Source organism: Clostridioides sp. ES-S-0049-02 (assembly GCF_020658465.1).
In the GTDB taxonomy this organism is placed as follows: Bacteria; Bacillota; Clostridia; order Peptostreptococcales; family Peptostreptococcaceae; genus Clostridioides.
The window spans coordinates 1-20,358 of the sequence record NZ_JACVWG010000014.1 but is presented as its reverse complement, the minus strand read 5'-3'; the positions used below and the strand labels follow the sequence as shown (position 1 = coordinate 20,358).

Sequence of the window (20,358 nt, the reverse complement as noted above, 5' to 3'; positions counted from 1 at the left end):
ATTTATACAAAAGGGGTTTCTTTTTGGAAAAATATATCATAAGGTTATTTGTAGTTTTTGTTGTACAAAAAAGATAGTAATATAGAATAAGGGTGTCATTTTAGATTTATTACAGAAAAATTTAAGAGAAAAGATTTTTTTGTTTTTTACGAAAGTATTATTTGTGAAAAATAAAAAAAATTTTCTTAATATTTAAATAAAAGAATAGCTTAATTTAAACGTTATAAGTTTATGAAGTAAAAAATGGCACAAAAAAAACACTATGTGGCATGTAAGTTGCTTATATAAATAGTAAGGAGGGACAATTAGAAATGAGGCAAAGAATAAAAAGCTTAATTGAAAATGAAGATAAGAAAAATCCTTTAACAGATGAAGCAATTTCAAGTATGTTAAATATTCGAAGAGAAGACGTTACCTTTTTAAGAAATGAATTAAAAATAGAAGATTCTAGACAAAGAAGAAAAGTTGTTTTGATTAAAGTTATAAAAGATATTGTAAAAGAAGAAAAAAATATAAATAAAAATGATATAACAAGAAGATTAAATAGTATTGGATTTACTGTATCAAGATTTACAGTTATACAGTATTTAAAAGAAATCCAAGATTCTGGTGATTTAAAACATGATAAAGAAAATGATGATAAAAAAGAGGAACTAAATGCTAAAGAAGAAAAAATAGATGTGGCCTTTGATAAATTAATAGGAAGTACTGGAAGTTTAAGTACAATCGTCAAATTAGCTAAGGCAGCTATACTTTATCCTCCCCATGGGTTGCATACTATTATTATGGGTCCAACTGGTGTTGGAAAAAGCGAGTTAGCAGAGTGCATGTATAACTTTGCAGTAGAATCATCTAGATTTCCTAAAAATGCACCATTTATAGTTTTCAATGCAGCAGACTACTCAGAAAATCCACAACTTTTGTTATCTCAATTATTTGGTCATGTTAAGGGTGCTTTTACAGGAGCTGATGAAACTAAAGAAGGATTAGTATCAAAAGCAGATGGGGGTATATTGTTTATAGATGAAATACATAGATTGCCTTATGAAGGTCAAGAAATACTCTTTCAATTGATTGATAAAGGAATGGTTAGAAAATTAGGAGAAACAAAGCTTACAAATAAAATAAATGTAATGATTATTTCTGCAACTTCTGAGCCAATAGATTCTCATTTACTTAATACCTTTAAAAGACGTATACCTGTGACAATTGAAATCCCAGAATTAGTTGCAAGACCATTAAACGAAAGATTTGACATTATAAACAAATTTTTCTTGATAGAAGCCCAACGAATGGGAGCAAACATACACATAAAATCAGATGTCTTAAAAGCTCTTATGCTTTATGATTGTATAGGAAATGTAGGTCAGCTTAGAAGTGATATTCAAGTAGCTTGTGCTAGAGGACTATTAAATCAACTTACAAATAAACAAAAAGAAGTAACTATAAATATATCAGATGTACCTGGGTATGTGAAACAAGGTCTAATAAGGATAAGAAATTGTAGAGGAAAGATAGAAAATTATGTAGATGGAGATTTAATTATAGATTCAGACCTTCAAGTTGAGATAGAAAAGAAAAATGAAGATATATATACTTTCCCAGATGAAATATACAAGCTTACTGAAAGGAGACACATTGATTTATTAGAACAAGGTTTAGACTTTGATGTTATTAACAGGATTGTTGGAGGAGAATTAGAAAGCTGTATTCAGAAGTACATAAAACAAGTTAAGAAAGTTTCTATCACTGAGAATTTACCTGATATAAGTCCGATTGTTGGAAAATACATTGTAGAGTTAACTTGTGAAGTAATCAAAATAGCATCACAGTATCTTAATTCATTAGAACCAAATCTACACTTATGTCTAGCAATTCATTTAAAAGCAGCTTTTGAAAGATTAAAAGAAGGAAAAGTAATATCAAATGCTCATTTAAAAGAGATAATAGGAAACTATCCATTAGAGTATTCTGTAGCAGAAAAGGTAGCACAACATTTAAAGGAAAGATACAATATAAATTTGCCAAAAGAAGAAATAGGTATAATAGCAATATATTTTAAAATGAGTAGTAGAGGAGAAATTTCTGAACAAAAAAAGATAGGTGTACTTCTAATGGCTCATGGAAGAGTTGCGTCATCTGTATGTGAGGTTACCAATAAGTTATTAGGTATTAATCATGCAAGGTATTTGGATATGCCATTTGAGAAAAAGCCAGAAGAAATGATTGAAGAAGCTACTACTGTAATAAAAGATATTGATGAAGGAAGAGGAGTAATTATATTAGTTGATATGGGTTCCCTTTCGTACTTTGGAGATATTATCTCTGGAAAAACAGGGATTGATATAAGAACAATATCTAGATTTGATACATTACTCTGTATAGAAGTCATACGAAGAGCAGTTCTACCAGATTTAACAATAGATGAGATAGTTGATGAAGTTAAAAATATAGAGCCATTAGTAAAAGATAAAGTTAGCAAAGAGAACAACTCAAAAGTAGACAATAGAAAGCCTATAATTGTAACATTATGTATTACTGGATTAGGAGGAGCTTGCAAGATAAAGCAAAGTTTAGAGGAAAGCATTAAAGGGATAAATGAAAAGGTTGATATAGAGACTATTGGTATGATTGAATATCCAAGTCTTGATTTAGAGATAAAACAAATAAGTAATGAAAAAAATGTAATCGCAATAGTTGGAACAATTGACCCTCAGATACCAAACATCCCATTTTTTAGCCTAGTAGACATTAATGATAAAACAAAATTAAATCAAATAAATAACTTAATTGATACAAATCAAATTGCTAAAACAAATAAAAAATATGAATTATCTGATTTAATCCAAAAAGAAGACATATTTGTAGATTTAGAAATTAAATCAAAAGAAGAAGTACTTAAATACATGAGCAAAAAACTTAGAGAAAAAGGCTATGTAACAAAAAATTTCTATAAAAAAGTAGTGGAAAGAGATAATTTATTTCCAACTGAGTTGTCAGACGGAATAGCAATACCTCATACAGATGGAATTGATGTAATCAGACCAGCAATAAGCATAGCTATCTTAAAAAATCCTATTGTATGGAGTAAAAACAAAGTAAAAATAATACTTCTACTAGCTGTAGACCAGAAATGTTTTAATCCATTGAATACTCTACTTACATTTATAGAAACAGATGAATTTAAAAAAATTAAAAACATTAAAGATAGAGATTTTATTAGGGAGATGATATTAGATGGAGTCAATGCAAATAATCAGTAGTAATTTAATTTTTAAAGATATTGAGGTATCAAGTAATGAAGATGCTTTGAAGTTTTTAGGACAACGTTTGTTTGACGAACAATATGTAAAAGAAAGTTATATAGAAGCAGTTATAGCAAGAGAGAAAAAATATGCTACAGGACTGCCAACAGGAATCTATGGAGTAGCAATACCGCATACAGATATAGTCCATGTAAATGAACCAGGGATAGCTATTGGCATATTAAATAAACCTGTAAAATTCATAATGATGGGTACAGATGACACTGAAATTGATGTAAAGGTTATATTTATGCTGGCAGTTAAAGAGCCACAAGAGCAATTACAACTATTAGAAAGACTTATGACCATATTCCAAGATGAAAATATGTTAAATAATATTATTGATTTAAGAGAAGAAAGTTTAAGTAATTTATTAAATTATAAGTTGAATAATTAAACATACAAAAATAGTATTAAAAATATAAAAAGTTATCAAAGATTTCTAATTACAGATATCTTTAAAAATAAAATAATTTTAATGGGGGTGAATAATGTGGCTAAAAAAATATTAGTTGCATGTGGAACAGGAGTATGTACTTCAACAATTGCTATAAACAAGTTAAAGAAGGCATTAGAAGAAGCTGGTAAATTAGATAGGGTTAGTATTACACAATGTAAAGTAGTAGAGGTAGCTTCAAAAGCACCAGATTATGATTTAATAATCTGTACTACACAAATATCTAGTAGTATAAAAACACCTGTAATAAATGGACTGCCTTTTTTAACTGGAGTAGGAATGGATAAATTAATCAAAGAAGTTCTTGAAAAATTAGAATTATAATTTGAATTTTTAAATGAAATAGTCTCTAAAATCTTGCGGTTTTAGAGACTGAAAATTAAATGAAGGAGGAAATTTAGATGGCGATATTAAATTTCATTGTTGGTTTGGGTGCACAAGTAATGATGCCAATAATAATATGTATTTTTGGCTTGATATTAGGTACAAAGCTTGGAAAATCTTTAAGAGCTGGTTTAACAGTAGGAGTTGGATTTATAGGTCTTAATACTATTATAGCTTTGTTAACAGATAACTTAGGTCCAGCTACACAACAAATGGTTAAGAACTTAGGATTAAGCCTATCCATAATAGATGTTGGATGGCCAGCAGCATCAGCTATAGCTTTTGCATCAACAGTGGGTGCTTTAATTATTCCAATAGGACTTGTAGTAAATATAGTTATGTTAATTACTAATACAACTCAAACTGTCGATGTAGATATATGGGATTACTGGCATTTTGCATTTACAGGAGCTTTGGTGGCAGGGGCTACGCAAAGTGTTATGTGGGGAGTATTTGCAGCAGTAGCAAATATGGTAATTGTTTTAGTAATGGCAGACTTAACAGCCCCAGGGATAGAAGAATACTTAGGGATGCCAGGTATATCTCTTCCTCATGGATTTACACAAGCATTTGTTCCAATTGCTATAGTTGTAAATAAAGTATTAGATTTGATTCCAGGGATAAATAAAATTGAAATAAATGCTGATACATTACAAAAAAAATTTGGCCTATTTGGAGAACCTTTAATAATGGGGTCTTTAATAGGGATAATAATTGGTATTGCAGCCAAGTATGATATAAAAGGTATATTGCAGTTAGGGATAACTATGGGAGCTGTTTTAATACTAATTCCCAAAATGGCGGCTTTATTAATGGAAGGTTTGTTGCCAGTATCAGAGGCAGCACAAGAATTTATTGAAAAGAGATTTAAAAATAGAGGTAAAATATACATCGGTTTAGATTCTGCAGTAGGAATAGGACACCCTGTTACATTGTCAGTTGCATTAGTACTAGTGCCTCTAACTATAGTTATAGCAGCTATATTACCAGGTAATAAAGTTTTACCATTTGCAGATTTAGCTGTAATACCATTTGCACTTGTTTTAATCGTTCCAATTACAAAAGGAAATGTATTTAGAACTTTAATAATAGGAATAGTTATTATTACTTCTGGGCTATTAATAGCAACTAATTTAGCACCACTATTTACTCAAATGGCTTTAAATGCAAGCTTTAAAATGCCTGAAGGAGCAACTATGATTTCAAGTATTTGTGATGGAGCAAATCCATTAAGCTGGGTATTTGTAAAAATTATGAATTACAAAGTAATTGGAGGAATAATTTTGGCAGTTATAGCTTTAGGGATGGCTATCTATAATAGAAGTAGAATAATAAAGGAAAATAAAGTATTATCTACACAAGATGAAGCTTAAATGTAATTTTATTAAGGAGTGTATAAATTATGAAAAAATATATATATGATTCTAAAAGATATATAGTTAGTGTAACAATACCAGGGATTTTTATGATTTTAATATTGATTTATGCACTATTTAATAATTATATAAATCCTAGTATTAATATATATAGCTTGATGATAGTTATTTGTACTTATGGAATATTTAATACTTTTGTATCCTCAAGTAATCCTAACATGATTACTATGGACAATAAATATATATATTTTAGTTCATTTAATTCTATACATGAGTATGAAATTAAAGATATAAAAAAAATAAGAATAAGAGAATTTCATGACAAAAAAATGTATCTAAAAATTAATGATGGTAGTTTTATTAAGGGGAGATATTGGATAAAAACAAACATGTTTAATGACAATACAGAACTATATAATTATTTTATTGAATTAGAAGAATGTTTGCATCCAGAATCATTAAAATTTAGAAATAAAAGATTAAAGAGTAATGAACTATAAAAAATGAAAATTTCAAATTAAAATTGGCTTATGTTTAGTATAAAGAGATAAGTTTAAATCTTATAAAGGTTTTTTAGAATTTTCAATCAAAATAGCGGAAATAAAATCTTATTGTGTAAGATATATAACAGGAACATATAGAACTATGTTTCTAATAAATGGGAGGATTTAGCTAATGTTATTAGAAAATTTGAGAAAAGAGGTATTACAAGCGTCTTTAGACCTTCTAAACTATAATTTAGTTACATTGACAGGAGGAAATGTAAGTGGAAGAGATGAAGAAACTGGATATATAGCAATCACACCAAGTGGAATGGATTATAGAAATCTTACACCAAGTGATATTGTTTTAATAGACATAGATGGAAATACTGTAGATGGTAAATGGAAGGCATCAGTAGATTCACCAGACCACTTATATATATATAAACATAGAGATGATATAAATAGTATAATACATACACACTCTACATATTCAAGTTGCTTTGCAATTTTAAATGAGTCTATAGAGTGTGCAAGTACAACTCTTGCAAATGAGGTAGGAGGTTCAGTTCCAGTTGCAAAATTTTCACCACCAACATCTAATCAGATGGGAAAATGTGTTATTGATGTAATAGGTAATAGGAGAGCATGTCTTTTGGCAAATCATGGAGTGATTGCAGTTGGTCCATCTGTAAAGCATGCACTTACCGCAGCTGTAATGTTAGAAGATGCAGCAAAAGTATATTATTTAGCAAAATCAATTGGGACACCAGTATTATTACCAGATGAAGAAGTTCAAAGAGCTAGAAATGTATTTCTTAATGTGTATGGTCAGGATAAGTAAATTTAATAAAACTCTCAGAATAATAAAAAACACAGATGTTCAGTAATAGTAAGGAGTTGTATTATGTTATAATAGGTTTAATGATTTAGAAAGAATAATTTAAAGTTAAATACTATATAAACTTATTTTAATTTAAAATAAATAGTAAGATAAAATATAAAAGGAGTCTGAATTTTTATGTATTACTTATTAAACAAAAACACCAATCCTTACTTTAATTTAGCTCTAGAAGAGTATCTATTTTTAAATGAGAAATATAATGATGATATCATAATCATATGGAGAAATGAAGAATCCATTTTTATAGGAAAAAATCAAAATCCATATCAGGAGATACATTATGATGTTATTGAAAATGGTGAAATTCCCATTTTAAGAAGAATATCTGGTGGAGGTACTGTGTATCATGACTTAGGAAATATCAATATGTCATTTATACAAAAAAATAGGAATCTTCATGAAATCGATTTTTTAGAACATACTAAATTTATGCAAAGTATGCTTTTATCATTGGGATTAAATGTATCTATAACAGAAAGAAAAGATTTATTTTTAAATGGTAAAAAAATTTCTGGTTCTGCACAATCTATAAAAAGGCAAAATTCTCTTTATCATGGAACTCTTCTTTATGATTCAGATTTAAATAAATTAACTAAGTATTTAAATTCAGATAAATCAACAGAATCAAAGGCAACTAAGTCTGTTTCAAGTAAAGTTACAAATATTAATTTTCTACTCAAAAAAGATATAAACTATTTTTTAGATTATTGTGTTGATTATATAAAAAATAATATAAAAAATATAAAAGAAATTGAATTAGACGATGATGATATCAAAAGTATATACAATCTGGTAGAAGATAAATATAAAAAAACAGAATGGATATATAATAAAACGCCTAAGTTTCAAATAGTTTTACCAATTGACAATAGAAGGAAAATCAATTTACATGTTAATAAATGGAAAATATCAAAATGTTTTATTTCTTTTATAGATGGTATAGTCAATATGGATAAATTGATAGAAGTAGATTTTGATAAACAAGAAATAAAAAACAATATTTTAGAAAATTATCCGAATTACATAGATTTAATTAATTTAATATTCTAATACAAAACCTCTAGATTGATAAACTTGTTTTATATCAATCTAGAGGTTTAAACATTTTTTATAGATATACAAACTGTTACAAAGTTGTAAAATAAAAAGATGAAGTTATTGAAAAATCAATATAATTTGCAACAGATGCACATATTTTAGGTTAGAAAATGGATATTACCTATTTATACAACTGAAAATTTAATATATAATTAATCAGATGGTTAAAATATAAAAACATTAAAAGTTTTAATAAATGATAGGTAAAAATAAAATACGAGGTGATACCATGTATAGTGTTATAATTGTTGCGGCAGGAAGTGGAAGGAGAATGAACTTAGACGTAAATAAGCAGTTCATAAAATTAAGAGAAAAAGAAATCATAGCGCATACAATTCAAGTTTTTTACGAAAATATAAATATAGATGAAATTGTGGTATGTATAAAAAAAGAAGAGGAAGATTTTTTTAAGGAAAATATAATAAATAAATATAACTTTAAAAATATAAAAATAGCATATGGCGGAAAAGAAAGACAAGACTCAATATATAATGGATTAAAAAAACTAGATAAAAATTGTGATATAGTACTTATTCATGATGGAGCGAGACCTTTTGTAGACCACAGAATAATAAATGAATCTATAAAAATGGCTAAAGAAAAAAAGGCCGTAGTTGTAGGTGTACCAGTAAGTGATACTATAAAAATAGTATCTGATGGTACAGTACAAGAAACTCCAGAAAGAAGACTATTGTGGGCGGCACAAACCCCTCAAACTTTTGAATATAATCTTATAATAAATGCTTACGAACAAGCGTATAAGACTAATTATTATGGAACAGATGACTCAATGCTAGTAGAAAATATAGGGCAAAGTGTTACGATGGTAATGGGTTCTTATGAAAATATAAAAATAACGAGTCCAGAAGATTTAAATATAGCAGAACAAATATTAAACATGGAAAAAAGAGATGAAGTGAATAGTAGAAGGAGAATTATATGAGAATAGGATTGGGATATGATGTACACAAATTGGCAGAAGAAAGAAAACTTATAATTGGTGGAGTAGAGATACCACATGATAAGGGCTTACTAGGTCATTCTGATGCTGATGTATTGATACATGCAATAATGGATTCTATTTTGGGGGCACTAGCTTTAGGCGATATAGGTAAGCATTTCCCAGATACAGATAAAAAATATAAGGGAATAGATAGTATGAAATTACTAGAACATGTATATAATCTAATAACAAGCAAAGGGTATAAAATTGGAAATATAGATAGTACTATAATTGCTCAAAGTCCTAAGATGGCTCCCCACATTGAGAATATGAGAAAAAATATAGCAAAAGTTTTAAATACAGATATTGAAAACATAAATATAAAAGCAACTACAGAAGAAGGTCTTGGTTTTACAGGTGCAAAACAAGGAATAGCTTCACAAAGTATTTGTTTATTATTATTGACAAGTCAGAATAATTAATATATTATTAGTAATAAGTTTAATGGATATCAAATAATAGGCCTATATAGAATATCTATAATATGTGAATTTAAGTAAAATTAATATAAATATAAAATTAGCTATGATAAAGAAATAGTAAAATGATGAAATCTTCACAGAGAGAAAACAGAGGTGAGAGTTTTCAAGAGGAAGTCTTTGAACCTGTCTTTTAGCTTAAAGGTATAAAAATCTTTACGGTAGGAACCGTTACATTCCCTAAAGAGAGCTATTTATATAGCTAACTAGAGTGGTACCGCGGAAATCAAACCTTTCGTCTCTATACTTGTATAGAGATGAGAGGTTTTTTATATTTTCAGGAAAACAATATTCAGGAGGAATTTATTAATGAAAATGTCTAAAATGTTTATGCCAACATTGAAGGAGATTCCAGCAGATGCTGAAATTACAAGCCATCAATTAATGGTAAGGTCAGGAATGATAAAAAAAATGACTTCAGGGGTTTATAATCAATTACCAATGGGGTTAAGGGTATTTAAAAAAATTGAGCAAATAATTAGAGAAGAATTAAATAAAAAAGATTGTCAAGAAATACTATGTGCGGCTTTACTTCCATCAGAATTGTGGAAAGAATCTGGAAGATGGACTGCTATGGGTGCAGAAATGTTTAGGTTAAAAGATAGAACAGAAAGAGAGTACTGCCTTGGGCCAACACATGAAGAAGCTTTTACTGACATAATAAGACAAGAGATTACTTCATATAAACAATTACCACTTAATTTGTATCAAATACAAGTTAAGTATAGAGATGAGAGAAGACCAAGATTTGGTGTTATGAGAACTAAGACTTTTACAATGAAGGATGCATACAGTTTTGATGTAGATGAAGCAGGATTAGATAAATCATATCAAGATATGTTTGATGCATATGTAAGTATATTTGATAGATGTGGATTAGATAACAGTCCAGTTCAAGCAGATTCAGGAGCTATAGGAGGTTCTACATCAGCTGAATTTATGGTTAAATCAGAAGTTGGAGAAGATGAAGTTGTATTCTGTAGTGGATGTGATTATGCAGCCAATGTAGAAAGAGCAGAGTCTTGTAATGCAGTATCAGAAAAAGAAGAAATGAAGGAATTAGAAGAAGTTCATACACCAGGAGCAGCTACAATAAAAGAATTAGAAGAATTCCTAAATGCTTCTCCAGATAAATTTGCTAAGACTTTAGTATATGAAGCAGATGGGAAAACAGTTGTAGTTGTTGTAAGAGGAGATAGAGAGGTTAATGAAGTTAAAGTATCTAATGCAATAGGTTCTGTTATAGAATTTGCACTTGCTACAGACGACATTGTAAGAAAAGTAACTAATGCAGAGGTTGGGTTTGCTGGACCAATAGGAGTAAATGCTGATTATGTCTTTATAGATAAAGAAATTGTTGAGCAAAGAAATATAGTTGTTGGAGCTAATAAGACTGAGTATCATATAAGAAATGCTAACTATGGAAGAGATTTTGAGGGTATAGTTGGAGACTTTAGAAATGTTCAAGAAGGTGACAAATGTATAGTATGTGGTAAACCTCTTGAAATAGCTAGAGGTGTTGAAGTAGGACATATATTTAAGTTAGGAACTAAATACTCAGAAGCTATGAATGCAAACTTTATTGATAGAGATGGTAAATCAAAACCTATAATAATGGGATGCTATGGTATAGGTGTAGAAAGAACAGCAGCAGCTATAATTGAGCAACATAATGATGAAAAAGGTATAATTTGGCCTTTATCAGTAGCTCCATATCATGTTGTGATAGTTCCAGCAAATATGAAAAATGAGGAACAAATGTCATTAGCTGAAAAGATATATAATGATTTACAAGATATGGGTGTAGAAGTCTTGTTAGACGATAGAGATGAAAGAATTGGTGTTAAATTCAATGATTCAGAATTAATAGGAATACCTATGAGAATTACAGTAGGTAAAAATATTGATGAAGGTAAAGTAGAATTTAAACTTAGATATGAAGAAGATAAAGAATTAATTAAAATAGAAGAAATAAGTGAAAAAGTAAAAGCAGAATTTATCAAAAACAATGTTAAGTTAGGATAATAATTTAAAGAAAGCTACTGTATAGATAATCAGAGTTGTACTTTATAAATGCCCTTTTATCTATATAAAAAGATAAAAGGGTGTTTTTGTATAAAAACATAATAAATGAGGAGGTAATTAAGATGGCAAAAAATGAAAAACAATTTGTTGAAGAAATAACAAAGATGGAAGATGATTTTCCACAATGGTATACAGATGTTATAACTAAGACTGATTTAGTTGATTATGCACCAGTAAAAGGATTTATGGTTGTAAAACCATATGGATATGCTTTATGGGAAAAAATGCAAGAATTTATGGATAAAAAATTCAAAGAAACTGGACATAAAAACTGTTATTTTCCATTATTGATACCAGAAAGTTTATTAAACAAAGAAGCAGAGCATGTTGAGGGGTTTGCTCCAGAAGTTGCATGGGTAACACATGGAGGAAATAAAAAACTAGAAGAAAGACTATGTGTAAGACCTACTTCAGAAACTATAATATGTACAATGTATGCTAAATGGCTAAAATCATATAGAGAGTTGCCATATCTTTATAATCAATGGTGTTCAGTTGTTAGATGGGAAAAATCAACTAGACCTTTCTTAAGAACATCTGAATTCTTATGGCAAGAAGGTCATACATTACATGAAACAGCAGAAGAAGCACAACAAGAAACAATACAACAATTAGAAATATATAAAGCTTTATGTGAGGAATTGCTTGCAATGCCAGTTGTATCTGGTCAAAAAAGTGAAAGTGAAAAATTTGCAGGTGGTGAGAGAACATATACTATAGAAGCTATGATGCATGATGGGAAAGCATTACAATCAGGTACAAGTCACTTCTTAGGACAACACTTTACAAAAGCGTTTGATATTACTTTTGCAGATAGAGAAGGTAACTTAGCTAATCCATATCATACATCTTGGGGAGCATCTACAAGACTTATAGGTGGGCTTATAATGACTCATAGTGATAATAGAGGATTAGTCTTACCACCAAGAGTAGCTCCAATACAAGTTGTTATAGTTCCTATAGCTGCTAAAAAAGGCAATGTAATGGAAACTGTTGATAAAATATATGCAGATTTAAAAGCTAAAGGAGTAACAGTAGAGGTTGATGATAGAGATAACTATACAACTGGATGGAAATTTAATGAGTGGGAAATGAAAGGTGTACCAATAAGAATTGAAATTGGACCAAAAGATATAGAAAATAATCAAGCTATGATATTTAGAAGAGATACTCTAGAAAAGAGTGCTATGCCTTTAGAAGGATTAGCTGATGCTGTATATGATTTATTTGATATTATACACAATGATATGTTTGAAAGAGCAAGAAAACATAGAGAAGATAACACATCTGTAGTTGAAAATATGGATGAATTTAGAACAGCTTTGGAAGAAAAACCAGGATTCATAAAAACTATGTGGTGTGGAGATGCTGAATGTGAGGCGAAGATTAAGGAAGAAACAGGGGCAACTATAAGATGCTTACCTTTTGAACAAGAAAACTTAGGTCACAAGTGTGTATATTGTGGAAAAGAAGCAGAGCATATGGTAGTAATGGCAAAAGCATACTAGAATCATATATTTAAATAAATGTAAAAATAATTTAGTTGGGATGTAAAGTATTTAATACTTTACATCCCAGTTTTTTATTTTTTACTATTCTGTTAAGATTAATAATAATTTTAATAGGTGATAATAATATGAATGAGAAGATTAAAAATTTTAAAAGTAAAACTTTATCTTTAAATGATGTTAAAGACGATTCTAATCGCAAGAAACATATACAAGAAGCATTTATGAATAGTTATAAATAATACCTTTAATTTTTGGAAAAATAAATGGATTAAAAGAAAGATTTATGAAATTAAATCTAGTATTTTCTGATATAATAAACATGTGTATTTTTGAATAAAAAGGATATTATTATTAAGTTTGATTAAAAATAAACTTGCAAAACAATGTACTAGTTTAATATTATAGTTATATTGAATAAAATATCAGGAGGAAGTAAAAATGAATATAAGAGTAAGGTTTGCACCAAGTCCAACAGGATTTGTACATATAGGTAGTTTAAGGACTGCTTTATATAACTATTTATTTGCAAAGAAAATGGGCGGAGAATATATATTAAGAGTAGAAGATACAGACCAAAGTAGATTGGTAGAAGGTGCTATAGAAAATATGCTTAATGCTATGAAATGGGCTGGCGTCAATCATGATGAGGGAGTTATATTAGATGATAATGAAAAAGTAATACAAAAAGGAGAATATGGACCATATATTCAATCTCAAAGATTAGATATATATCAAGAATATATAAAACAACTTTTAGATAGTGGAAAAGCTTATTATTGTTTCTGTACAAAGGAAAGATTGGATGAAGTAAGAGATGCTCAAAAGGCAGCAGGAGAAACTGCTAAATATGATGGTCACTGCAAAAACCTATCTAAAGAAGAGGTAGAAGCTAATATAAAAGCAGGAGTACCATATGTTATAAGATTAAAATTACCAGAAAATCATATAATTAAATTTACTGATTTAGTTAGAGGAGACATGGAATTCAATACTAATGATTTAGATGACCAAGTTTTGATGAAAACAGATGGATTCCCAACTTATCATTTTGCAGTAGTGGTAGATGATTATCTAATGAAAATTACACATGTTATAAGAGGAGAAGAGTGGGTATCATCTACTCCAAAACATGTTTATTTATATGAAGCATTTGGATGGGAAGCGCCAGTATTTGTACATTTACCAAATATACTTAATAAAGAAAAGAAAAAATTAAGTAAGAGACAAGGTGATGTAGCAGTTGAAGATTTTAAGAAAAAAGGATATTTACCAGAAGGATTAGTAAACTATGTAGCATTAGTTGGTTGGTCTCCAGAAGATAATCAAGAGTTATTTACAATGGAAGAGTTAGAAAAAGCTTTCTCTGTTGAAAGAGTATCTAAAAGTGGAGGGGTATTCGATACTGAAAAGTTAAACTGGGTTAATCAACATTATATAAAAGACGGTGATGATGCTTACCTAACAGATTTAGCTATACCATTTTTAATAGAAGATGGGTTTATAACAGAAGCAGAAGCTACTAGTAAGTATGAATTTTTAAAGAGTATGATATCAGTGCTTAAAGAAAAATTACAATATGTAAAAGAAGTTACTGAGCATGCGAGTATATTCTTTGGAGATAATGTAGAGATAGAAACTGAAGAAGGAAGTGACTTCCTAAAATTAGAACATATACCTACTTTAATAGATGCCTTACAAGAAAAAATAGAAAAAGCAGAAATATTAAATGCTGAGTTTGGTCAAACAATGCTTAAAGAGATACAAAAAGAGTATAAAATAAAAGGGAAAAATTTATTTATGGGGTCAAGAATAATTTTGACAGGACAAATGCATGGCCCAGATTTACCAAAAGTAATGGAAGTTTTAGGAAAAGAAACTTGCTTAAATAGAATAGCTTATGTAAAAAATCATATATTATAGTCATAAAAGTCCGCTAATTTAGATGCGGACTTTTTTTGTGTTAGTATTTGGTGAAAAGATATGGCTAACAAAATGAAGGTATTTAGGTCAATAAATTTAATATATAAAAAGCAAAGCAAAAATATAAATAAAATATGAATAATAAACTAATAAAAATATTAAGCATAGAAGAAGGTAATCTATTATTTTAGTTTGATTTAATTATTAAGGGGGTAATTACTATGTATAGTAATATTGATGATGTTAAAAAGGAATTAAAGGAGCTATGCTTAGAATATGTTACAATTTTAGAAAAGTTAAAAGACGAAAAAATGATTACAGAAGAGACTTTTGAAAAATGTTCTTCTCAAAAAAAGATATTTTTAGAGGAACAATAGAAAATAGTGATAGTATTATTATGTAATTTGAAGGATAGTATGAAAAATGATAGTAGTACTATTATTTATTGCAATTTTCAACTATAATATAATATATGATGTTAAGAAAATAATTTATAAAAATACAGTGAGGTGATGAGTGTGAAAGTTTATAATACATTAACTAGAGCAAAAGAAGAATTTGTTCCATTAGAAGAAGGAAAGGTAAAAATGTATGTGTGTGGTCCAACAGTTTATAACTATATCCACATAGGTAATGCAAGACCATTTATAATATTTGATACTCTAAGAAGGTATTTAGAGTATAGAGGATATGACGTAACTTATGTACAAAACTTTACAGATGTTGATGACAAGATTATAAATAGAAGCCACGAAGAAGGAATATCTCAAGAAGAAGTTGCTACTAAATACATAAAAGAGTATTTTGTAGATTGTGATGGATTAGGAATTAAGAGAGCTACTGTTCATCCTCAAGTTACAGATAATATACAACAAATTATAGATTTTATAAAAGAATTAGAAGATAAAGGATATGCATATGCAGTAAATGGCGATGTATATTTTGATACAAATAAATTTGAAGGATATGGAAAACTTTCAGGCCAAAAACAAGAAGACTTAGAGGCTGGAGCTAGAATTGAAGTTAATGACCAAAAAAGACATCCTATGGATTTTGTTCTTTGGAAAGCAAAAAAAGAAGGAGAACCAGGATGGGAGAGTCCTTGGGGAGAAGGTAGACCAGGGTGGCATATAGAATGTTCTGTTATGTCTAAGAGATACTTAGGTGAGACAATTGATATACATGCAGGTGGTCAAGATTTAACATTCCCACACCATGAAAACGAAATAGCACAAAGTGAAGCTAGAAGTGGAAAAACATTCTCAAAATATTGGATGCATAATGGATATATAAATATAAATGATGAAAAAATGAGTAAATCAAAAGGGAATTTCTTTACAGTAAGAGATATATCAAAGCTATATGATTTAGAAATAGTGAGATTTTTCATGTTATCAGCACATTATAGAAATCCAGTAAACTTTAGTGATGAAATGTTAAATCAAGCTAAAGCTGGTCTTGAAAGATTGTATAATACCAAAGAAAAATTAGAGTTTACATTAAGTAATTTAAAAGAATCATCTCTAACAGAAAAAGAAGTAGAGCTTGTTAAAGAATTAGATAACTTTAGACAAAGATTTATAGATGCTATGGATGATGATGTTAATACAGCAGATGCAGTAAGTATTATATTTGAATTGGCTAAGTTGATAAATTCTAATGTAGACGAAAATTCTTCTTTAGAGTTAGCTAAGAAGTGTTTAGATGAATTTAATGAGCTTACAGGAGTATTGAATATTGTAAATAAGAAAAAGGATACTGTGCTAGATAAAGACATTGAAGAATTAATACAAAAGAGAACTGACGCAAAGAAAAATAAAGAATTCCAATTAGCGGATGATATAAGACAACAATTATTAGATATGGGAATTGTACTAGAAGACACAAGACAAGGTGTTAAGTGGAAAAGGGTATAAAAATGGAAAAAACTGAATTAGTTACTATGTCACCACTAGTTTTAGCATATTTAGGTGATACAGTGTATGAGACATATATAAGAGAACACTTGATTAGACAAAATACACAGCGAAAAGTTAATGATTTGCATAAGTTAGCCATAAAGTATGTAAAGGCTAAAGCTCAAGCATCAATAATTCATGAAATCGAAAGTGAATTAATAGAGGAAGAGAGTAAAATTTATAAAAGGGGAAGAAATCAAAAATCAAACACTTCTCCTAAAAATGCAGATATTATAGACTATAAACATGCAACTGGATTTGAAGCATTAATTGGATATTTGTATTTGAATAATGAAATAGAGAGACTTCAATATATTATCAATAAAGGAATTAAAATTATTGAAAGAGATATGTAAATATTAAAGAGTGTTGTCTTAATAATAATTAATAAGGCAACACTTTTTTTATAACTAATGTATAATAAATATATAGAAATTAGTAATAAGAAAGGACAAAAATTTATGAAAGTAAAATTAATATCACATACACCTGAACCCGAAAAAGTAATAGCTATGGCAGCTAAGTTATGTTATTCACCAGTTGGGACAGACGAAATAGAAAAAGACTTAACAGAAGAAAGTATAGAAAAATTTTTAAATATGTTATTAAATATAGGGCATGGTTCAATATTAGAACATGCATCTTTTACGTTTTCAATAGAAGGTATTTCAAGAGCTTGTTCGCATCAAATTGTTAGACATCGTATAGCTAGTTTTTCACAACAAAGTCAAAGATATGTTAAATTAGACCAATTTGAGTACATAATTCCTCCTGAAATAGATAAAATAGAAAAAGCAAAAGAGTTATTTGTTAACTCAATGAAAAAGGACCAAGAAGATTATGACAAATTAGTGGAGATATTATTTGATAAGCATTATGATGAACTAATAAAAGAAGGAAAAAATGAGAAAACAGCAAAGAGACAAGCTGAGAAAAAAGCAATAGAGGATGCTAGATATGTATTTCCAAATGCATGTGAAACAAAAATGGTATTTACTATAAACGCTAGAAGTTTATTTAATTTCTTTGAACATAGATGTTGTGAAAGAGCACAATGGGAAATAAGAAACTTAGCTGTAGAAATGTTAAGAGAAGTTAAAAAAGTTGCTCCTATATTATTTAAAAAGACTGGTCCAAGCTGTGTAAATGGAAGTTGTCCAGAAGGAACTATGACTTGTGGTGATATAGTTCAAGTTAGAGAAAAATTTAAATCCTTGTAGGTGGTGAATAGTTTGGCAAGTATTGAAGGAAGAAATCCTGTAATAGAAGCTATAAAGAGTGATAGAGAAATAGACAAAATATTAATTGCAAACTCAGCTAAAGAAGGTTCAATTAAGAAAATAATAGGAATGGCCAAAGAGAAGAATATAATTATACAATATGTTGATAAACATAAGTTAGATGAAGTAAGCACAAGTCATTCGCATCAAGGTGTAATAGCTTATGCAAGTGAATATAAGTATTATGAATTAGATGAGTTAATAGACTCAGTAAAAGGTAAAAATGAAGACCCATTTTTTATTATACTAGATGAAATAACAGACCCACATAACTTAGGTTCAATAATAAGGACAGCAGATGCAGTAGGAGCACATGGAGTTATTATCCCAAAAAGAAGGTCTGTGCACATAACTCCTGTAGTTACAAAAGCTTCTGCTGGAGCTGTAGAGTATATGCCAGTTTGTAAGGTAACCAATATAGTCAATACAATAAAAAGACTGAAAGATGAAGGGCTGTGGATTGCAGCTGCTGATATGGATGGAGAAACTTTTTATAAACAAAATCTTACAGGACCTCTAGGTGTAGTAATTGGAAGTGAAGGTTTTGGAATATCTAGATTGGTTAAACAAAACTGTGACTTTATAGTAAAAATGCCCATGATAGGTAATGTTACATCTTTAAATGCATCTGTAGCAGGTGGTATACTTTTATATGAAATATTCAGACAAAGACTGGATAAAAAGTAAATAAGCATGAGAAGAAACATAAATCACTACTTAATAATAGATGGCTATAATATTATAAATGCGTGGGATAATTTAAAAGAACTGGCGAAAGAGGATTTAGAGGATTCTCGAGAAAAACTTATTGATGATATTATAGAATTTTCTGAGTTCATGGGATATAAGACTATAATAGTTTTTGATGCTTATAATGTTAAGAATTCCCGAGAAAAAGTTGAAAAAAGAAAACACATAACAATAGTTTATACAAGAGAGCACCAAACAGCGGATAGTTATATAGAAAAATTTATAACTTCTCTATCAAAATATGATGATGTAAAAGTAGCTACTAATGACTATGCAGAGCAACAAATGATTTTAGGAAAAGGTGCTATGAGAATGTCTGCTAGAGAATTAAAGTTAGAATTAGATCGTTCCAAGAATAAAATGAAGGAAAAAAATAGCGGTTTAAGGAAAAAAATTCAGCGAAATTGGTTGGAGGAAAGGTTAGATGAAGAAACATTGTCGAAACTTGAGAACATTCGTAGAAAGCGTTGAAATTACTAGGTTCTTTAGACTATAATATACCTATAAATTTGTTTTATATATGGGGGAGATTTACATGTTGGTAGCAAAAGAAAAAAGTTATGAGTTAATAGACAATTGTCAGCAAGATGAGTATAACATTGTATTAAAAGCAAGTGAAGGGGATAAGATAGCACTAGAGTATATTATTACCAAATACAGAAATTTTGTAAAGGCAAAAGCAAAGTCATATTTTTTAATTGGAGCAGATAAAGAAGATATAATACAAGAAGGAATGATAGGCCTTTATAAGGCAGTTAGAGATTTTGATGGAAGTAAGACAAATTCATTTAAATGTTTTGCAGAGATATGTATAACAAGACAAATAATAACTGCTATAAAAACTGCAACAAGACAAAAACATATACCTTTAAATTCATATGTTTCTTTGAATAAACCAATATATGATGAAGAGTCAGACAGAACACTTTTAGATATAATAGCTACAAGTATAGTAACAGATCCAGAAGAACTTATAATTAGTAAAGAAGAATTAAAAAATATAGAATCAAAGATGAACGAATTATTAAGCGACTTGGAATTAGAAGTCCTAGAATTGTATTTGAATGGAAAGTCATACCAGTTCATAGCGGACAAACTTAAAAGAGATGTAAAGTCAATAGATAACGCTTTACAAAGGGTTAAGAGAAAATTAGAAAAACATCTTGAAAACAGAAATGATTAATAGTAAAATACTTACCATAAGCTTATTGTGAGCAAAATTAATTTATATCGAAAGATAAGGGAGGAAATTCAAAATGGCTAAAGCTAAATACGAAAGAACAAAACCTCATGTTAATATAGGGACAATAGGACACGTTGACCACGGTAAAACTACATTAACAGCAGCAATAACAAAAACATTATA

Annotated in this window: 20 protein-coding genes and 1 other annotated feature; all 20 genes read left to right on the top strand. The window is 28.9% G+C overall.

Features of this window, described 5'->3' with window-relative positions:
- The first annotated feature begins 311 nt into the window (after window positions 1–311).
- A complete protein-coding gene (locus IC213_RS18050; RefSeq protein WP_227863358.1) occupies window positions 312–3,263 on the top strand; it encodes a sigma 54-interacting transcriptional regulator in 2,952 nt (983 codons plus the stop codon).
- On the top strand, window positions 3,238–3,702 hold the full coding sequence (locus tag IC213_RS18045; RefSeq protein ID WP_227483625.1) for a PTS sugar transporter subunit IIA: 465 nt from the start codon (window positions 3,238–3,240) through the stop codon (window positions 3,700–3,702). Before IC213_RS18050 ends, IC213_RS18045 begins: the two co-directional genes overlap by 26 nt.
- Before the next feature lie 81 nt (window positions 3,703–3,783).
- Window positions 3,784–4,086, top strand: a complete 303-nt coding sequence (locus IC213_RS18040; protein WP_227437087.1) for a PTS sugar transporter subunit IIB — start codon at window positions 3,784–3,786, stop codon at window positions 4,084–4,086.
- A 77-nt stretch (window positions 4,087–4,163) separates the two neighbouring features.
- Window positions 4,164–5,519 (top strand): PTS galactitol transporter subunit IIC, encoded by a 1,356-nt coding sequence (locus IC213_RS18035; protein WP_227437085.1) that lies wholly within the window; start codon window positions 4,164–4,166, stop codon window positions 5,517–5,519.
- 29 nt (window positions 5,520–5,548) lie between these two features.
- Window positions 5,549–6,022, top strand: coding sequence for a hypothetical protein (locus IC213_RS18030; protein WP_227437083.1), 474 nt, complete (start codon window positions 5,549–5,551; stop codon window positions 6,020–6,022).
- Between the two features lie 175 nt (window positions 6,023–6,197).
- Entirely contained in the window at window positions 6,198–6,848 is a 651-nt protein-coding gene (locus IC213_RS18025) for a class II aldolase/adducin family protein (protein WP_227834975.1), read from the top strand.
- A 177-nt stretch (window positions 6,849–7,025) separates the two neighbouring features.
- Entirely contained in the window at window positions 7,026–7,958 is a 933-nt protein-coding gene (locus IC213_RS18020; protein ID WP_227863357.1) for a lipoate--protein ligase, read from the top strand.
- 277 nt (window positions 7,959–8,235) lie between these two features.
- Window positions 8,236–8,949 carry a 2-C-methyl-D-erythritol 4-phosphate cytidylyltransferase gene (ispD, locus tag IC213_RS18015; protein WP_227437077.1) on the top strand — a complete coding sequence of 238 codons (714 nt, stop codon included), beginning with the start codon at window positions 8,236–8,238 and terminating at the stop codon, window positions 8,947–8,949.
- Complete coding sequence (gene ispF / locus IC213_RS18010; protein WP_227437075.1) at window positions 8,946–9,431, top strand: 2-C-methyl-D-erythritol 2,4-cyclodiphosphate synthase; 486 nt, start codon at window positions 8,946–8,948, stop codon at window positions 9,429–9,431. The genes ispD and ispF overlap by 4 nt, the downstream gene beginning before the upstream one ends.
- 94 nt (window positions 9,432–9,525) lie before the next feature.
- Window positions 9,526–9,734, top strand: a binding site (T-box leader).
- Between the two features lie 63 nt (window positions 9,735–9,797).
- Window positions 9,798–11,513 carry a proline--tRNA ligase gene (locus IC213_RS18005; RefSeq protein ID WP_227863356.1) on the top strand — a complete coding sequence of 572 codons (1,716 nt, stop codon included), beginning with the start codon at window positions 9,798–9,800 and terminating at the stop codon, window positions 11,511–11,513.
- Window positions 11,514–11,635: 122 nt separating this feature from the next.
- Window positions 11,636–13,081: a proline--tRNA ligase gene (proS, locus tag IC213_RS18000; RefSeq protein ID WP_227437072.1), complete on the top strand. Its 1,446-nt coding sequence runs from the start codon at window positions 11,636–11,638 to the stop codon at window positions 13,079–13,081.
- A gap of 441 nt (window positions 13,082–13,522) precedes the next feature.
- The gene (gene gltX, locus IC213_RS17995; RefSeq protein ID WP_227437069.1) at window positions 13,523–15,004 is read left to right on the top strand and encodes a glutamate--tRNA ligase; all 1,482 of its coding nucleotides are present in this window, start codon (window positions 13,523–13,525) and stop codon (window positions 15,002–15,004) included.
- 221 nt (window positions 15,005–15,225) lie between these two features.
- Complete coding sequence (locus IC213_RS17990; protein ID WP_003421202.1) at window positions 15,226–15,381, top strand: hypothetical protein; 156 nt, start codon at window positions 15,226–15,228, stop codon at window positions 15,379–15,381.
- A 141-nt stretch (window positions 15,382–15,522) separates the two neighbouring features.
- Window positions 15,523–16,920, top strand: coding sequence for a cysteine--tRNA ligase (gene cysS / locus IC213_RS17985; RefSeq protein ID WP_227863355.1), 1,398 nt, complete (start codon window positions 15,523–15,525; stop codon window positions 16,918–16,920).
- A gap of 2 nt (window positions 16,921–16,922) precedes the next feature.
- Window positions 16,923–17,318, top strand: coding sequence for a ribonuclease III domain-containing protein (locus IC213_RS17980; RefSeq protein ID WP_227863354.1), 396 nt, complete (start codon window positions 16,923–16,925; stop codon window positions 17,316–17,318).
- A 105-nt stretch (window positions 17,319–17,423) separates the two neighbouring features.
- Window positions 17,424–18,182 carry an FAD-dependent thymidylate synthase gene (thyX, locus tag IC213_RS17975; protein WP_227437063.1) on the top strand — a complete coding sequence of 253 codons (759 nt, stop codon included), beginning with the start codon at window positions 17,424–17,426 and terminating at the stop codon, window positions 18,180–18,182.
- A 12-nt stretch (window positions 18,183–18,194) separates the two neighbouring features.
- Complete coding sequence (gene rlmB / locus IC213_RS17970; RefSeq protein WP_227437061.1) at window positions 18,195–18,929, top strand: 23S rRNA (guanosine(2251)-2'-O)-methyltransferase RlmB; 735 nt, start codon at window positions 18,195–18,197, stop codon at window positions 18,927–18,929.
- Window positions 18,930–18,935: 6 nt separating this feature from the next.
- The gene (locus IC213_RS17965; protein ID WP_227437059.1) at window positions 18,936–19,463 is read left to right on the top strand and encodes an NYN domain-containing protein; all 528 of its coding nucleotides are present in this window, start codon (window positions 18,936–18,938) and stop codon (window positions 19,461–19,463) included.
- Between the two features lie 64 nt (window positions 19,464–19,527).
- Window positions 19,528–20,175, top strand: coding sequence for an RNA polymerase sporulation sigma factor SigH (sigH, locus tag IC213_RS17960; protein WP_227437057.1), 648 nt, complete (start codon window positions 19,528–19,530; stop codon window positions 20,173–20,175).
- Window positions 20,176–20,248: 73 nt separating this feature from the next.
- Window positions 20,249–20,358, top strand: a 110-nt coding sequence (locus IC213_RS17955; RefSeq protein WP_131072429.1) for a GTP-binding protein, incomplete at its 3' end; no start/stop codon positions are given.

Coding starts and splice junctions, on each gene's coding strand:
- IC213_RS18050 (WP_227863358.1), top strand. CDS start 312: ATGAGGCAAAGAATAAAAAGCTTAATTGAAAATGAAGATAAGAAAAAT.
- IC213_RS18045 (WP_227483625.1), top strand. CDS start 3,238: ATGGAGTCAATGCAAATAATCAGTAGTAATTTAATTTTTAAAGATATT.
- IC213_RS18040 (WP_227437087.1), top strand. CDS start 3,784: ATGGGGGTGAATAATGTGGCTAAAAAAATATTAGTTGCATGTGGAACA.
- IC213_RS18035 (WP_227437085.1), top strand. CDS start 4,164: ATGGCGATATTAAATTTCATTGTTGGTTTGGGTGCACAAGTAATGATG.
- IC213_RS18030 (WP_227437083.1), top strand. CDS start 5,549: ATGAAAAAATATATATATGATTCTAAAAGATATATAGTTAGTGTAACA.
- IC213_RS18025 (WP_227834975.1), top strand. CDS start 6,198: ATGTTATTAGAAAATTTGAGAAAAGAGGTATTACAAGCGTCTTTAGAC.
- IC213_RS18020 (WP_227863357.1), top strand. CDS start 7,026: ATGTATTACTTATTAAACAAAAACACCAATCCTTACTTTAATTTAGCT.
- ispD (WP_227437077.1), top strand. CDS start 8,236: ATGTATAGTGTTATAATTGTTGCGGCAGGAAGTGGAAGGAGAATGAAC.
- ispF (WP_227437075.1), top strand. CDS start 8,946: ATGAGAATAGGATTGGGATATGATGTACACAAATTGGCAGAAGAAAGA.
- IC213_RS18005 (WP_227863356.1), top strand. CDS start 9,798: ATGAAAATGTCTAAAATGTTTATGCCAACATTGAAGGAGATTCCAGCA.
- proS (WP_227437072.1), top strand. CDS start 11,636: ATGGCAAAAAATGAAAAACAATTTGTTGAAGAAATAACAAAGATGGAA.
- gltX (WP_227437069.1), top strand. CDS start 13,523: ATGAATATAAGAGTAAGGTTTGCACCAAGTCCAACAGGATTTGTACAT.
- IC213_RS17990 (WP_003421202.1), top strand. CDS start 15,226: ATGTATAGTAATATTGATGATGTTAAAAAGGAATTAAAGGAGCTATGC.
- IC213_RS17980 (WP_227863354.1), top strand. CDS start 16,923: ATGGAAAAAACTGAATTAGTTACTATGTCACCACTAGTTTTAGCATAT.
- thyX (WP_227437063.1), top strand. CDS start 17,424: ATGAAAGTAAAATTAATATCACATACACCTGAACCCGAAAAAGTAATA.
- IC213_RS17965 (WP_227437059.1), top strand. CDS start 18,936: ATGAGAAGAAACATAAATCACTACTTAATAATAGATGGCTATAATATT.
- sigH (WP_227437057.1), top strand. CDS start 19,528: ATGTTGGTAGCAAAAGAAAAAAGTTATGAGTTAATAGACAATTGTCAG.